General features: G+C 71.5%; 12 protein-coding genes. 4 read left to right on the plus strand and 8 right to left on the minus strand.

Annotated elements, in window-relative coordinates:
• Positions 1 to 18: 18 nt before the first annotated feature.
• Complete coding sequence (locus ORI94_RS32330) at positions 19 to 378, minus strand: VOC family protein (RefSeq protein ID WP_266082231.1); 360 nt, start codon at positions 376 to 378, stop codon at positions 19 to 21.
• A gap of 141 nt (positions 379 to 519) precedes the next feature.
• Here ORI94_RS32330 and ORI94_RS32335 point away from each other — a divergent pair, with 141 nt between their 5' ends.
• Positions 520 to 1,089: a CGNR zinc finger domain-containing protein gene (locus ORI94_RS32335; protein WP_266082233.1), complete on the plus strand. Its 570-nt coding sequence runs from the start codon at positions 520 to 522 to the stop codon at positions 1,087 to 1,089.
• A 403-nt stretch (positions 1,090 to 1,492) separates the two neighbouring features.
• On the opposite strand, the gene ORI94_RS32340 is transcribed toward ORI94_RS32335, so the two are convergent.
• Positions 1,493 to 2,836, minus strand: coding sequence for a UDP-glucose dehydrogenase family protein (locus tag ORI94_RS32340; RefSeq protein WP_266082235.1), 1,344 nt, complete (start codon positions 2,834 to 2,836; stop codon positions 1,493 to 1,495).
• A 260-nt stretch (positions 2,837 to 3,096) separates the two neighbouring features.
• On the opposite strand from ORI94_RS32340, the gene ORI94_RS32345 reads away from it, so the two are divergent.
• The gene (locus ORI94_RS32345) at positions 3,097 to 4,254 is read left to right on the plus strand and encodes an acyl-CoA dehydrogenase family protein (protein ID WP_266082237.1); all 1,158 of its coding nucleotides are present in this window, start codon (positions 3,097 to 3,099) and stop codon (positions 4,252 to 4,254) included.
• A 69-nt stretch (positions 4,255 to 4,323) separates the two neighbouring features.
• On the opposite strand, the gene ORI94_RS32350 is transcribed toward ORI94_RS32345, so the two are convergent.
• Positions 4,324 to 5,370, minus strand: coding sequence for a glycosyltransferase family 2 protein (locus tag ORI94_RS32350; RefSeq protein WP_266082239.1), 1,047 nt, complete (start codon positions 5,368 to 5,370; stop codon positions 4,324 to 4,326).
• Between the two features lie 187 nt (positions 5,371 to 5,557).
• Here ORI94_RS32350 and ORI94_RS32355 point away from each other — a divergent pair, with 187 nt between their 5' ends.
• Positions 5,558 to 7,030 carry an LCP family protein gene (locus ORI94_RS32355; RefSeq protein ID WP_416237939.1) on the plus strand — a complete coding sequence of 491 codons (1,473 nt, stop codon included), beginning with the start codon at positions 5,558 to 5,560 and terminating at the stop codon, positions 7,028 to 7,030.
• A gap of 26 nt (positions 7,031 to 7,056) precedes the next feature.
• Here ORI94_RS32355 and ORI94_RS32360 read toward each other — a convergent pair whose 3' ends face one another.
• Positions 7,057 to 7,650, minus strand: a complete 594-nt coding sequence (locus tag ORI94_RS32360; protein WP_416237940.1) for an acyl-CoA thioesterase — start codon at positions 7,648 to 7,650, stop codon at positions 7,057 to 7,059.
• Between the two features lie 90 nt (positions 7,651 to 7,740).
• On the opposite strand from ORI94_RS32360, the gene ORI94_RS32365 reads away from it, so the two are divergent.
• Positions 7,741 to 9,027 carry an LCP family protein gene (locus tag ORI94_RS32365; RefSeq protein ID WP_266082243.1) on the plus strand — a complete coding sequence of 429 codons (1,287 nt, stop codon included), beginning with the start codon at positions 7,741 to 7,743 and terminating at the stop codon, positions 9,025 to 9,027.
• 112 nt (positions 9,028 to 9,139) lie between these two features.
• Here ORI94_RS32365 and ORI94_RS32370 read toward each other — a convergent pair whose 3' ends face one another.
• From ORI94_RS32370 to ORI94_RS32385, 4 genes are all read right to left on the minus strand, one after another.
• Positions 9,140 to 9,502, minus strand: a complete 363-nt coding sequence (locus ORI94_RS32370) for a four-helix bundle copper-binding protein (RefSeq protein WP_266082245.1) — start codon at positions 9,500 to 9,502, stop codon at positions 9,140 to 9,142.
• Positions 9,503 to 9,633: 131 nt separating this feature from the next.
• Positions 9,634 to 11,412, minus strand: a complete 1,779-nt coding sequence (locus tag ORI94_RS32375) for an LCP family protein (protein WP_416237941.1) — start codon at positions 11,410 to 11,412, stop codon at positions 9,634 to 9,636.
• A gap of 164 nt (positions 11,413 to 11,576) precedes the next feature.
• Complete coding sequence (locus ORI94_RS32380; protein ID WP_266082247.1) at positions 11,577 to 13,331, minus strand: LCP family protein; 1,755 nt, start codon at positions 13,329 to 13,331, stop codon at positions 11,577 to 11,579.
• 282 nt (positions 13,332 to 13,613) lie between these two features.
• Positions 13,614 to 15,266: LCP family protein (locus ORI94_RS32385; RefSeq protein WP_266082249.1), on the minus strand; the 1,653-nt coding region annotated here is incomplete at its 5' end.

The following is a 15,266-nucleotide window of genomic DNA, read 5'->3' on the forward strand; positions in this document are numbered from 1 at the left end:
CCCGTCGTCCTCCCGGTGTCAGCCGGCGCACAGACAGAAGGGGTGCCCCGCCGGGTCCGCGTACACCCGGAAGCTCCGCGAGCGGTCCTCGGCGTCCAGCGGCTTCGCGCCGAGCGCCAGCGCCTCCTTCTCGGCGGCGTCCAGGTCCTCGACGGTCAGGTCCAGGTGGAACTGCTGCGAGTGGTCCGGCGCAGGCCAGCGCGGTGGTACGTGTCCAGGTGCCTCCTGGAACGCGAGCGTCGGCCCGCCGGGCAACCGGAGGTCCACCCAGCGGCCCTGGTCCTCGATCGTGCCGCCCACCAGTCCGGCGTAGAAACCGGCCAGCGCACGCGCATCGACGCAGTCCAGGACGACGGCACCCACCTTGGCAACAGGCATGACTTCCTCCTCGGGTCCCTGATCTCCCACTCTCCCGGTTACCGGCAGAATCCGGTAACCGGTAACCGTTACTGCATGCTGCCGCATCGGGGGTAACGTCGCAAGGGGAAACGCAGAAGACGCGAGAGGTACCGTCCGGACATGAGTGAGAGATCGGCTGCGCCCGGGGGGTTGGCCCTGGTCCAGGACCTGGTCAACACGCTCGACCTCGAGTCGGGCTCCGACACGCTGGACACGGTGGACGGCCGCGCCCGCTTCGGGCTTCCGGAGGGCGACACGGCCGGCGTCGAGTCGGCGCGCACCCTGCGCGAGGCGCTGCGCGCGGCCCTGCTCGCCCACGCCGGCCACCCGCCGCACCGCGCGGTCGTCCCGCTCGGCACGCTGCTCGCGAAGGCCCCGCTGGTGGTCACCGTCGACCCGGCGGACGGCTCCGCCGCCCTCGCACCCGTCGACGGGGAGCACCTGCTCTCCCGGGTCGCGGCGGCCGTGGCGGAGGCGGTCGCGGCGGGTACGTGGATCAGGCTCAAGGCCTGCGAGGCCGCCGACTGCCACTGGGCGTACTACGACCGCAGTCCCGCGGGACGCGGCCGCTGGTGCTCCATGCAGGTGTGCGGCGCCCGTGCCAAGATGCGCCGCTACCGCTCCAAGCGCCCGCAGCCGATCCCGCAGCCGCAGCTACAGCCACAGTCGAGGCCGGAGCCGAACCCGTAGTCGAGCCCGGAGTCGCAGCTACAGCCGCAGCCGAGCCCGGAGTCGTGGCCGGAGCTGAACTCGCAGCCGGAGCCGAGCCCGTAGCCGAACTCACAGCCGCAGACGGAGCCGAACTCGCAGCCAGAGCCGCAGCCGATCCCGGAGTCGCAGACGGAGCCGAACTCGCAGCCAGAGCCGCAGCCGATCCCGGAGTCGCAGACGGAGCCGAACTCGCAGCCGGAGTCGCAGCCACAGACGGAGCCGAACTCGCAGCCGCAGCCGCAGTCGCAGCCGGAGTCGCAGCCGCAGCCGGGAAAGTCGTAGGTGTCACAGCGGCACCACCGGACCCGCCCCGTGGTGCAGAATGCAGGCAGACGCCGGTTCGGCCGACTGAGCCTCGGCCGAACCGGCGTCACCCGTTCCGTCAGGCGGTGGGGCGTCCCATCGCGCGGTAGCGCCATCCGGCCCGGCGCCACGCCTCGGCGTCGAGCGCGTTGCGCCCGTCCAGGACCAGTCGCCGGGCCGCGACCTCGCCCAGCGCCGCCGGGTCCAGCTCGCGGAACTCCCGCCACTCCGTCAGGTGCAGCACCACGTCCGCGCCCCGCACCGCGTCGAGCGCCGAGTCCGCGTACCCGAGGGTGGGGAAGAGGCGCCGGGCGTTGTCCATGCCCTTCGGGTCGTACACGGTGACCTGGCCGCCCTGGAGGTGTATCTGGCCCGCGACGTTCAGCGCCGGCGAGTCCCGTACGTCGTCCGAGTCCGGCTTGAAGGTGGCGCCGAGGACCGCGACCCGCTTGCCCAGGAAGGCCCCGTCGCCCAGCGCCTGCCGGGTCAGCTCCACCATGCGGCCGCGCTGGCGCATGTTGATCGAGTCGATCTCCCGCAGGAAGGTCAGCGCCTGGTCCGCGCCCAGCTCGCCGGCGCGCGCCATGAACGCCCGGATGTCCTTCGGCAGGCACCCGCCGCCGAAGCCGATCCCGGCGCGCAGGAACTTCGGGCCGATCCGGTCGTCGTAGCCGATGGCCTCCGCCAGCTTGGCCACGTCGGCGCCGGTGGCCTCGCACAGCTCGGCCATGGCGTTGATGAAGGAGATCTTGGTGGCGAGGAAGGAGTTCGCGGAGGTCTTCACCAGCTCCGCGGTCGGGAAGTCGGTCACCACGAACGGAGTGCCCTCGGCGGCCGGCGTGGCGTACACCTCCCGCAGCAGCTTCTCGGCCCGCTCGCTCCTGACGCCCACCACGACCCGGTCCGGGTGCAGCGTGTCCTGGACGGCGAAGCCCTCGCGCAGGAACTCCGGGTTCCAGGCCAGCTCGGCGTCCTCACCGGCCGGCGCGTGCCCGGCCAGGTAGGCCGCCAGCCGGTCGGCCGAGCCCACGGGCACCGTCGACTTGCCGACGACCAGCGCGGGACCGGTGAGGTGCGGAGCCAGCGAGGCGATCGCGGAGTCGACGTACGACATGTCGCAGGCGTACTCGCCGTGCCGCTGCGGGGTGTTCACGCAGACGAAGTGGATGTCGCCGAACGCGCCGACCTCGGCCCAGTCCATGGTGAACCGCAGCCGGCCGGTGGACCCCTCGATCCCGGCCACGTGCCGGCGCAGCAGCTCCTCGAGCCCCGGTTCGTACATCGGGACCTCGCCCCGCCGGAGCATGTCGATCTTCTCCGGCACGACATCGAGGCCCAGCACCTCGAACCCGAGCTCCGCCATGGCCGCCGCGTGGGTCGCACCGAGATAACCGGTGCCGATCACGGTGATCTTGAGGGCCATGCGTGCTCCAGGGGTGTACGGAAGCCAGTGCGGGCTGAGCATATCGGGGGCCGTCGGGCGCGTCGCACGGGGCGATCCCGCCCGTTACCGCCCATTGCGGCCCCGCAGCCGTCCCGCCTGTCACCAAACTCACGTGCTGCCGCGGGGGCGGGAGTTCTAAAATAGGAGTTACTTAACGGTAGTTAGCGTCATCGGGGCGTCGCCCTTCTTCGTACCACGCCGTACCACGTCGCACCTCGTCGTCTTTGGAGTGAGAGACCTTGGCCGGATCGGCTGACTTCGACCTGTACCGCCCGTCCGAGGAGCACGACATGCTCCGCGACGCCGTCCGCTCGCTGGCCGAGGCGAAGATCGCGCCGTACGCCGCAGCGGTGGACGAGGAGGCGCGCTTCCCGCAGGAGGCGCTCGCCGCGCTCCTCGGAGGCGACCTGCACGCCGTCCACGTGCCCGAGGAGTACGGCGGCGCGGGCGCCGACGCGCTCGCCACCGTCATCGTGATCGAGGAGGTGGCCCGCGTCTGCGCGTCCTCCTCCCTCATCCCCGCCGTGAACAAGCTCGGCTCCCTCCCGGTGCTCCTCTCCGGCTCCGAGGCGTTGAAGAAGAAGTACATGACCCCGCTCGCCAAGGGCGAGGGCATGTTCTCGTACTGCCTCTCCGAGCCGGACGCCGGCTCGGACGCGGCCGGCATGAAGACCAGGGCGGTCCGCGACGGCGACACCTACGTCCTCAACGGCGTGAAGCGCTGGATCACCAACGCCGGCGAGTCCGAGTACTACACGGTCATGGCGGTCACCGACCCCGCCAAGCGCTCCAAGGGCATCTCCGCCTTCGTCGTCGAGAAGTCCGACGGGGGCGTCTCCTTCGGCGCCCCCGAGAAGAAGCTCGGCATCAAGGGCTCCCCGACCCGGGAGGTCTATCTGGACGACGTCCGCATCCCGGCGGACCGCATGATCGGGGAGGAGGGCACCGGCTTCGCCACCGCGATGCAGACCCTCGACCACACCCGCATCACCATCGCCGCCCAGGCCCTCGGCATCGCCCAGGGCGCCCTCGACTACGCCAAGGGCTACGTCCGGGAGCGCAAGCAGTTCGGCAAGCCGATCGCCGACTTCCAGGGCGTCCAGTTCATGCTCGCCGACATGGCCATGAAGATCGAGGCCGCCCGCCAGCTCACCTACGCCGCCGCGGCGAAGTCCGAGCGCGGCGATGCCGACCTCACCTTCCAGGGCGCCGCCGCCAAGTGCTTCGCCTCCGACGTGGCCATGGAGGTCACCACGGACGCCGTCCAGCTCCTCGGCGGCTACGGCTACACCCGCGACTACCCGGTCGAGCGCATGATGCGCGACGCGAAGATCACCCAGATCTACGAGGGCACGAACCAGGTCCAGCGGATCGTGATGGCCAGGAACCTGCCGTAACCCCGGCAACCCCGGCGCACGGACACGCGAAGGGCGCCCGGGTACGCGTACCCGGGCGCCCTTCGCGTGTCATGCCGGGGCGTCCGCGTCCGGGTGCGCGTGGACCGCGGGGCGGCGGGAGGCGATGACCTTCTTCGCGAGGGAGCGCGGGCTGGTCAGGAAGCCCCAGCCCCAGGACATGTGCATGGTGGCCAGGGCCACCGGGATCTGCAGGCGTGCCTTCGGCGGCAGTCCCCTGCCCGCCGGTACCGAGCCGACCACGATCGCCGCGAGGTAGCCGCCGGGCACGACGAAGCCCCACGGGGTGAGCAGGGAGCCGGCCAGGACCCCGGCCGCGATCGCGCACACCGCGGCCGGCGGGGCCAGGTAGCGCAGGTTGAGGGAACCCGAGTGGTAGCGGGCGACGACGTGCCGCCAACGGCCGTAGTCCTTGTACTGCTTGGCCAGCGCCCGGATGCTCGGCCGGGGCCGGTACGACACCTTCAGCTCCGGCGAGAACCAGATCAGCCCGCCGGCCTCGCGGATGCGGAAGTTCAGTTCCCAGTCCTGGGCGCGGACGAACTCCACGTTGTAGCCGCCCTGTCGCTCCAGTGCCTCGCGCCGGAACACCCCGAGGTAGACGGTCTCGGCCTCGCCGGCCGTGCCGCCGGTGTGGAAGGCCGCGTTGCCGACACCTATCCGGGACGTCATCGCGGCCGAGACCGCGTGCTCCCAGTCGTTCTCGCCCTCGGCGTGCATGATGCCGCCGACGTTCTGCGCGCCGGTCTCCTCCAGGAGGCGTACCGCGGTGGCGATGTAACCCGGCGAGAGGATGCCGTGTCCGTCGACGCGGACCACCACCGGATGGCGTGAGGCCCCGATCGCCGCGTTGAGGGCGGCCGGGGTGCGGCCGGTGGGGTTGGGCACGGTGTGCACCCGCGGGTCCTCGGCCACGAGCTCGGCGGCGATCTCGTCCGTGCGGTCCGTGGAGGGACCGAGGGCGATCACGACCTCCATCTCGCCGGCGTACTCCTGGGCGAGGATCGCGCGGACGGCGCCACGCAGGTGCCGTTCCTCGTTGAGCACGGGCATGATCACGGAAACGGCGGGGAGCCGCACGTCGGGATTGGCGTTCATAGGAGCCTCACGTTACCGCGAACGGGGGACAGCGCCGCGCGCGCCGGGTGCGGCTGCGCCGGGCCGCAGATCGTATCGGCCTACGGTGCTCAGGATCCCGCGTACGGCCCTGTATGCCCCGTATGTCCCGTACGCCCCCGCGCCCCGCCCGCATCCCCTCGTGCGGCCCTCGTCCGGAGGTGTCCCCTTGCCCGCGTCGTCACGGTCCCCCCGGCCCCGCACCGCGCCGCAGCGCCGACCGCAGCCGCCACGGGAAGGCGGCCCGAAACCACCGGGGCGCCGGAGGCCGCGCCGGGGCGGGCGGGCGGCGACCGCGCTGTCGGTCCTGGTGCTCGCCTCCGCCGGGATCGGACACGCGGTGGTCAGCAGCCTCGACGCGGGAATCGACCGGGTCGACCCGTTCCGGGACATGAAGAACCGCCCCGAGGCGGGGCACGGCACGAACATCCTGCTCGTCGGCACCGACGGACGCGAGGAACTCGGAGCCCGGGAGCGGCGGAAGTACCGGCTCGGCGGGGCGCCCTGCAACTGCACCGACACGATCATGATCGTGCACATCTCGGAGGACCGGGAGCGTGCCAGCGTCGTCAGCCTGCCGCGCGACTCGTACGCCATGACGCCCGCGCACACCGACCAGGTGAGCGGCGAGGAGCACGAGGGGCACCCCGTCAAGCTCAACGCGGCGTACGCGGAGGGCGGGCCGCAGCTGACCGTGCGCACGGTGGAGAAGATGACCCGGGTGAAGATCGACCACTACCTGGAGCTCGACTTCACCAGCTTCATGAAGACCGTGGACGTGGTCGGCGGCGTCGAGCTGTGCACCAGCGAGCCCCTGAAGGACAGCCACACCGGCCTCGACCTGCCCGCAGGCCGGCACACCCTCGAGGGCGGCGAGGCCCTGCAGTACGTGCGCGCCCGGCACGTCGACGGCGCGGCCGACCTCAGCAGGATCAGGCGCCAGCAGCACTTCATGGCGGCCCTGGTGGACCGGGCGACGTCCTCCGGGATCCTGCTGAACCCGATGAAGTTCCGGGACGTGACCCGCGCGGTGCTCGGTTCGGTCCGCGCGGACAAGGGCTTCGGCACCGACGAGATGCTGGACCTGGGGCGGGCGATGCGGACCTTCTCGCCCGCCTCGTCGGAGTTCACCACCGTGCCGCTCGGCACGGCGGGCCGCACGGTCGAGGGCATCGGGTCGACGGTGAAGTGGGACCCCGAGAAGTCCGAGAACATCTTCCGGGCGCTGCGCGAGGACGAGCCGCTCTCCGCGCAGTCGTCGCCCGACGCGGCGCGGCGCGTCCCGGTGGACCCCCGGCAGATCAGGGTCCAGGTCGAGAACGGCACGGAGACGAAGGGCCTGGGCCGCCGCGTGGACGCGGCCCTCGCGGCCACCGGTTTCAACACCACCAGCGTCCCGGTCAACGCGGCGGACCGCTCCGTGGAGCGGACCGTCGTCGCCTACGACCCGCGCTGGGACCGTTCCGCGAGGTCCCTCGCCGCCGCCCTGCCGGGCAGCGAGCTGCGTGCGGTGAACGGCCAGGGCGCCACTCTGAAGGTGATCGCCGGCGGCGACTTCGAGAAGGTCCGCAAGGTCCGGGCCCAGGACCCCGGCAAGGACGAGTTCGGGGTGGTGCGGGGCGACGAGGTGGGCTGCTCGTAGCCCCGCCGCGCGGGGGACGGGTGAGGTCAGTCCTCGATGCCGTCCGCCGCCCGCTTCTCGCGCAGCTCCATGATCGCCCGGCGGCGGGCCAGGCGGTGGGTGCGGCGGATCTGGGCCTCCTGGTTGCGGCGCCGGTCCCGCTCGCTCTCCGGTATCACCTCGGGCACGCGGCGCGGCTTGCCGTCGGCGTCGACGGCCGCGAAGACGAGATAGGCCGAGCCGACCTGGGTGGCCGGGGCGGACTCGTTCCACCGCTCGGCCAGGACCCGCACGCCGACCTCCATGGACGTCCGGCCGGTCCAGTTGACCTGTGCCTTCACGTGGACCAGGTCGCCGACCCGGACCGGTTCGAGGAAGGCCATCTCGTCCATCGACGCGGTGACGGCGGGCCCTCCGGAGTGCCGTCCGGCGACCGCGCCCGCCGCGTCGTCGACGAGTTTCATGATCACGCCGCCGTGCACCGTACCCAGGAGGTTGGTGTCGCTGTGGGTCATGATGTGACTGAGCGTCGTCCGCGACGCCGAGACGGGCTTGCCCGGGATGTCGGGTGTGCCGGGAAACTCCGTGAGTGGGGCTGGGGCCTGATCTGTCATGGCCTCCACCTTATGCCGAGGCCGCATCCCGGGAATTTGTGTCAGCTTGGCAACAGCGCTGCCCCTATTTCCCGGGGACCGGTACGGCGCACAGCCCGGACCTGCACACTAAGGCGCATGAATGATTGGCCCGAGGCCTGGTCCGACGACAACCGCGGCCCCCGCTACGGACAGGGGAGCGCGAGCGCACAGCCCGAGAGCGCCCGGGTCATGCGCCAGGTCCGCCGCGGCCCGGCGGCCCCGCCCGGCCAGGGGGCGTACGGCGGCGCAGTGCCGCAGCAGCCGTCGTACGTGGACGGCCGCGGGCACGGCGGCGACCACGACAGCGGCTACAACACGGGCCGGGTCTACGGCTCCCCCGGCGGGGGCGGCCACGGCGGCCCCGGAGGCCCGGGCGACGGCGGCCGGTACGCGCAGCGTCCCGCGCCCGACTGGCGCCGCCGGATCAAGGTGACGGCGATCACGGTCGCGGCCGTGCTGGTCGTGACGACCGTGGGCACCTACTTCTGGGCCGACTCGAAGCTCAACCGCGAGGTCGACCTGTCGATCGTGCTGGACCGGCCGGAGGCGGGCGAGGGCACGAACTACCTGATCGTCGGCTCCGACAGCCGGGCCGGGCTGACCGACGAGCAGAAGAAGAACCTGCGCACCGGGTCCGCCGAGGGCAAGCGCACGGACTCCATGATGATCCTGCACACCGGCAGCAACGGCCCCACCCTGGTCTCGCTGCCCCGCGACTCGAACGTGGAGATACCCACCTTCAAGGGATCCGAGTCCGGCAAGACGTACCAGGGTACGGGCCGGCAGGTGAAGCTGAACGCCGCCTACGCGGAGGACGGACCCGAACTCCTGGTCCGCACCGTCGAGTTCAACACCGGCCTGCGCATCGACCACTACGTGGAGATCGGTTTCGCCGGCTTCGCGAACATCGTGGACGCGGTCGGCGGTGTGGAGATGGACATCCCGCAGGACATCAAGGACACCAAGTCCGGCGCCGACCTCAAGAAGGGCAAGCAGACACTGAACGGCGAGGAGGCCCTCGCCTTCGTCCGCACCCGGTACGCGCTGGCCGGCTCCGACCTGGACCGTACGAAGAACCAGCAGAAGTTCCTCTCCGCCCTCGCGAACCAGGTGGCGACGCCGGGCACGGTCCTGAACCCGTTCACGCTGTACCCGACCATGGGCGCGGGCCTGGACTCGCTGGTCGTCGACGAGGACATGAGCCTGTTCGGCCTGGCCGACATGTTCTGGTCGATGAAGGGCGTCAGCGGCGGCGACGGCACCTCCCTGAACATGCCTCTCGCGGGTTCCACCGGCGGCAACCTGCTCTGGGACAAGGCGAAGGTCAAGCAGCTGGTGGACGAGCTGAAGAACGACGAGAAGGTCACCGTCAAGGGCGACTGAGCCCCACGGCGCCGACGCGGACGGGCGGCCGAACGTCCGGGGGCACCCCGCGGGGTGCCCCCGGACGTGTCCGGCGTCCGGCCTCTTCCGGTGCCGGTGTGGACGTCCGGTGTCACATCGTGGCGCCCGCCATGGCACGGCAGGACTCGGAGCAGCGGCGACAGGACTCCGCGCAGCGCGTCATCTGCGCGTCGTCCGGCATGGACATGCACGCCTCGGCGCACAGGTCACAGGCCGTGGCGCACATCGCGCACATCTCGGCGGCCAGCGGCGAGCGGCGCATCATCATGTCGGCGCACATGCGGGTCATGTCGGCGCAGTCCATGAGAGCCCCCATGATCTGCGCGGGAGCCTGGCCACCCATCCGCAGACAGGAGCTCATGGTCTCCTCGCACGTGCTGTGGCAGTCCATGCACGCCTGAACGCAGTCCTGCATCTCCTGACTCATGGGGGACGCGGCGGCGGACCGGGTCATGATTCCTCCCAGGGGAACGGTGGGGGCCGCGAACCGGCCCCCACTCTTCAGTCCTACGCCCCTTGCCCCATGACCACCACAGGGCGCACGGGGCGCCCGGTCCGGGAACGCGCGGTCTTCCCCGGCTCCTGTCAGGACCAGGTGTAGTTCGGGTCGACCTTCATGCAGGCGGAGTCGTCCGCCCCGTTGAGGGCCTCGGCCGACTCGGGGGTCGTGTCGTCCTGTGCGGGTGCCTCGTACTCCGTTCCCTCACGCCAGTCGGCGCCGACGACGACCGTGACACCCGAGACGCCGGTGGACCGGCGCACCGAACTCTCCGGAATGCCCAGCGACTCGGCGACGCGCAGGGCGTTGCTCTCCAGGTCGGTGCTCGGGTAGCGCACCAGCGTCAGCTGCTCGTTCAGGGAGCCGGCGGTGTCGGCGGACGTGCCGGTGAACCCCTTCTCGTGCAGGAGCCCGGCCACGGTGCTCGCACGGCCGGACGCCGCGGCGAGGGTGTCGGTGCGGGTGCCGTTGACGACCTGGACGGCGATCTCGGCGTCGGGGGTGGCCGGTTCGGCGGACGCGTCCCCCTTCTCCTCCTCGGCCGCCTCCGCGGCAGCCCTCTCGGCCCGGGCCCGCTCCCCGTCCTGGGCCGGCTCCCCGTCCTGGGCCGGCTCCCCGTCCTGGGCCGGCTCCTCGTCCTTGCCGTCCAGGGCGATGTCCTCGCGGACCAGCCGGAACAGCTGTTCGGCGTCCTCGGTGGGCTCCACGCGGGCACCCACGTACCGGTTGGGCATCGTGGTCATGGTGATGCGCTCCGGCTCGACCTTGCGCAGCTCGTTGCTGAGGTCGTACAGCTTCTTGACGGTGTCGAGGCCGGGGTCGACGGTGAGCGCCCGGGTGGCCTCCTCGGCCAGCCTGCGCAGCTTGTTGGGGCTGCTCAGGGTGGCGTTCTCGCGCAGCTCGCGGGCCAGCGAGTTCATGTACATGTGCTGTGCCTTGGCACGGGCGAGGTCGCTGCCGTCCTCGAAGCCGTAGCGCGTACGCAGCCACTGGAGGGCCTGCTCGCCCTTGACCGGGTGGGTGCCCTCGGGCAGCTTCAGGCCGGAGCCGTGGCCCCGGCTGTCGCGCGAGAGGATGTTGGCGTCCACGCACACGGGGACGCCGCCGACGGCGTCGGCCATGGAGACCACCCCGGCGAAGTCGACCATGACGAAGTGGTCGATGTGGATGCCGGTGAGCTCCTGCCAGGTGGCCACGGTGCAGCCCGGACCGCCGTGTCCGAGGCTCTGGTTGGTCATCGTCCGCCCGTTGCTCGCCTCGTACACCGTCCCGTCCTCGGGGTCGGTGCACTTCGGGATCCGGACGAGGGTGTCGCGGGGCATGCTGATCACGGACATGTTGGTCCGGTCGGCGGACAGGTGCAGCAGCATCTGCACATCGGCCAGCGGGGTGGAGCCGAACGTCTCGCGGGCGCCGCCGAGCTCCTGGTTCTCCTTGCTGTCCCGGGCGTCGGAGCCGATCAGCAGGATGTTCAGCGGGGTCTGCCCGGCGGCGTTCGGCGTGGGTTCGGCGACCTTGCCGTCACCCAGGTTCAGGGGGTTCTGCTTGATGTTGCCGTTCAGGTGCCGGTAGTAGACGTAGCCGGCCCCGGCCGAGCCCAGGAGCAGCAGCGCGAGGGCCGCCGCGGCCCACCTGAGCATCCGGCGCCGCGGGCGACGGCCGCCGCCCTCACCGGAAGCGGGCGCGTCGGCGCCGGACGCGGGTATGCCGCCGTCGTCACCGTCCGACGCGGGTGTCTCGCCGCTGCCGTCACCGCCTGCCGCGCGCCCGCCGTCGCCCTCGGCCGGGACGCCCGAGGGGCCGTCGTCCGGGCCCGGGTCACGCCGGTCGTCGCGGAGCGTCTTCCGCGCGGCGCGCTGCGTCACTTCGGTCGCCCTCCCCACCCCTGGTACTCCTCGCGTCGTGGAACTGGCCTGTTCTGCGTTGTGTTAGACGCACGACAGGCCAGTCAGTTGCCCCAGGAACGCGATTACACGTCAACAACTTTCGACGGGCCGCGCACGGGTCCCGAACGCGGTCCGGTGGGGTGTCAGGTCGCGCACTCGACCTTGTCGGCGGTGGACTTCTCCACGTCCACGGCCTCCGCGGCGGAAGCGCCGAGCAGTGATCCGGCGCCCGTGAAGTCCTCGCCGAGGGTCAGCGTCATCGCGGGCAGCCCCTGGGAGTTGGTGACGCCCTCGCCGGGCTTCAGCGCCGCACCGGACAGGCCGAGCAGGTCGGCGAGGCGGCGGGCCTGGTCGGCCTGGTCGGGCGCGTACTCGAGGGTGGTCCTCTTCAGCGTCTCGTCCGCGTTGCCGGCGTTCTCCGACCTGCTCACGCCCTCCTCCACCTGGAGCCGGCGGAGCATCTCCTGGGCGCTGCCCGCCGGGGCGCCGCCGTTGAGGACCTGTACCCGCACCTCGGAGGCCGCTGCCCTGGTGCCCTCGAGGCGGGCGGCGACGGCGGCCCTCTCCTTCCTCTCCCGCTTCTCCTCGACCTCGGTCAGCGACACGTCGCCGGCGATCGCGGCGAACAGCCGCGGGGCCTTGGACTCGTCCACGACGACGGTCGCCCTCACCGCCTCCGCGGGGTTGTCGCGCACCGGCACCGTGGTGAACGAGATGTTCTTCGGCGGGACCTTCTTCAGCTCCAGGGCGACGTCCTTGAGCGTGCTCACGTTGCCGATGCCGGTGTCCACGGTCAGCGCCTCGGTGGCGGCCTCGGCCAGCTTCACCAGCTTGGTGGGGCTGGTGAGGGTGTCGCTCGAGGACATCTTGCGCATCAGCGAGGCCAGGAAGTGCTGCTGCACCTTGATCCGGTCGAGGTCGCCCTCGTTGCCGAAACTGTGCCGGGTCCGGACGAAGGCGAGGGCCTGTTCGCCCTCCACCTTCGACTCGCCCGCGGGCAGCCTCAGCTTCGACTGCTTGTCGTCCACCGCGTGTTCCACGCACACGTCGACGCCGTCGACCGCCGAGGTGAGCGTCTTGACCGCGTTGAAGTCGGCCATCATGAAGTGGTCGGGCTTGATGCCGGTGGCCTTCTCCACCGTGCGCATCGCGCAGCCCGGGTCCCGGCCGCCCTCACCGAGGCTCCGGTTGAAGCGGGCACCCTGCAGCCCGGGGATCACCTTCTCCGTCCCGTCCTCCAGCTGCGTGGGGCAGTCGGGGATGTCGACTATGAGGTCGCGCGGGATGCTGAGCGCGGTGGCGTTCGTCCGGTCCTTGGAGACATGCAGCAGAATCGTGGTGTCGGCGTGCCCCACGCTGCCGGCGTCCCCGTAGCCCTCGTTGCCCGAGCCGGTGCGCCTGTCGGTGCCGAGAACGAGGATGTCGAAGGCCTCGTCCCTGCTGAAACTGCCCGAGCCCGCGTCGCCGACGTCGGTCGTGTCGACGTTGCCCTCGAGATGCTTCAGATAGACGTAGCCGGCCGTGCCGGTGGCGAGCACCACGAACGCCGTCGTCCCGCCGATCCACAGCAGGGCCTTCCTCGCCCGGGGCCCGCGCTGCCCCGGCCGGCCTCCGCGCCGCCGCGGCGGCGGCTCGGACGTGCCGCGCCGCCGCGGCGGCGGGACCTCGCGGCCGGGCACCCGCGGGGGGCTGCCGGGCACGGCACCGTGGGGGCGGCCCCTGCCGCCGGGGCCGGCCGGTTGGTTCGTGGGGTGCGGGGAGGTTCCGCGGGGTCCGGGGACGGACGACTGCGGTGCGGAAGGACCCAGTCGCAGTTCGTACTCATTGGTGGCCGGATTGAGTACCCATTGGTCTGCGGGGTCGGCTCTGTCCGCCCGCCCACGGCCCTGCGCGTCCACGCTCGTCCGATCCTCCGTCGGGGCCACACGGCACCCTCCCCCCTCCGGAGGGTGTCCGCGCGTACTGGTCACCACCGTGCGCGCGACGCCGGAACGGTCCTCGCGGCCGGGGCACACTGGAGCGTTCACATTAGCCGCCGATCCGGGCGGGACGGGGCCTCAGTGACGAATTCCTCGGGCGCGAAAAGGGGTAAACCGCCCTATTGGGTGGGGAAATGGTGCCGTGAGGTCACTCTCTCCGCAGGGCGCGCGCCCCGCGGGCGCGCCGGCACCCGCGTCGTGTCACTCCGCGCACTCGACCTTGTCCGCCGTGGACTTCTCGATGTCGTCCGGCGCCTTGGACGGAGTGGTGAGGGAGACGCCCGCACCCTTGAAGTCCTCGCCGAGGGTCAGCGTCATCGCGGGCGCCCCCTGGGAGTTGGTGACGCTCTCGCCGGGCTTCATCCCCGAGCCGGACAGGCCCAGGAGGTCGGCGAGGCGGCGGGCCTGGTCGGCCTGGTCGGGCGCGTACTCGAGGGTGGTCCTCTTCAGCGTCTCGTCCGCGTTGCCGGCGTTCTCCGACCTGCTCACGCCCTCCTCCACCTGGAGCCAGGTGAGCACCTCCTGGGCGCTGCCCGCCGGGGCGCCGCCGTTGAGGACCTGCACCCGCACCTCGGAGGCCGCTGCCCTGGTGCCCTCGAGGCGGGCGGCGACGGCGGCCTTCTCCTTCTTCTCCTGCTGCTTGACCTCGGTGAACGACACGTCGTTCTTGATCAGGTCCAAGATCTCCGGGGCCTTGGACTCGTCCATGACGACGGTCGCCCTCACCGCCTCCGCGGGGTTGTCCTTCACCGGCAGCGTGGTGAAGGACAGGTTCTTGGTGTTGAGCTTGCCCAGCTCCAGACCGAGGTCCTTCAGCTTGTTGATGCTGTCCAGCTGGGAGTCGACGGTGAGCGCCTCGGTCCCTGCCTCCGCCAGTTTGATCATTTTCGACGGACTGGTCAGCGTGTCACTCGACTTGAGCTGCCTCATCAGCGCGCCGAGGAACTGCTGCTGCACCTTGATGCGGTCGAGGTCGCCCTGGTTGCCCCAGGCGTGGCGGGTCCGGACGAACGCCAGGGCCTGTTCGCCCTCGATGGTGTGCGTCCCGGCGGGCAGATCGAGCTTGGAGTCCTTGTCGTTGACGTCCTGGGCGAGACAGACCTCGACTCCGCCGACCGCCGTGGTGAGCGTCTTGACCGCGTTGAAGTCGGCCACCATGAAGTTGTCCGGTGTGATCCCGGTCAGCTCGGTGACGGTCCGCATGGTGCAGCTCGGTGTGCGGTCGTTCTGGCCGAGGCTGGTGTTGAAGCGGGCCCCGGCGGAGCCCGGGATGACCTTCTCCGTCCCGTCCTCCAGCTGCGTGGGGCAGTCGGGGATGTCGACTATGAGGTCGCGCGGGATGCTGAGCGCGGTGGCGTTCGTGCGGTCCTTGGAGACGTGCAGCAGGAGCGTGGTGTCGGCGTGCCCGACGCTGCCCGCGTCGCCGTAGCTCTCGTTGCCCTCGCCGGTGCGCTTGTCGGTGCCGATCAGCAGGATGTTGATGGCCTTGTCCTTCTGGAAGCCACCGGTGCTCGCGCCGTCGTCGGAGACGGCGTTGATGTTGTCGTTGAGGTGCTCCAGGTACAGATAACCGCCCAGGGCGGTGGCGAGCACCACGAACGCCGTCGTCCCGCCGGTCCACACCAGAGCCTTCCTGGCCTTCGACTTCTTCTTCACCGGCCGGCGCCCGCGCCTGCCCGGCGCAGGCTCCTCCGGCGCGCCGCGGCGCCTGCGCGGCGGCCCTTCGCGCTCGGGGGTTCCGCGCTCGGTCGTCCCGGGTCCGGACGCCCTGCGGCCGGCGGGCCGCTCCGCCGCGCGCCCGGGGGCGTCGCCGCGGCCGCGCGGCGCGCCCGCGCCGGAGGCCTTGCCGGCGCC

Source organism: Streptomyces sp. NEAU-W12 (assembly GCF_026242095.1).
GTDB lineage: Bacteria > Actinomycetota > Actinomycetes > Streptomycetales > Streptomycetaceae > Streptomyces.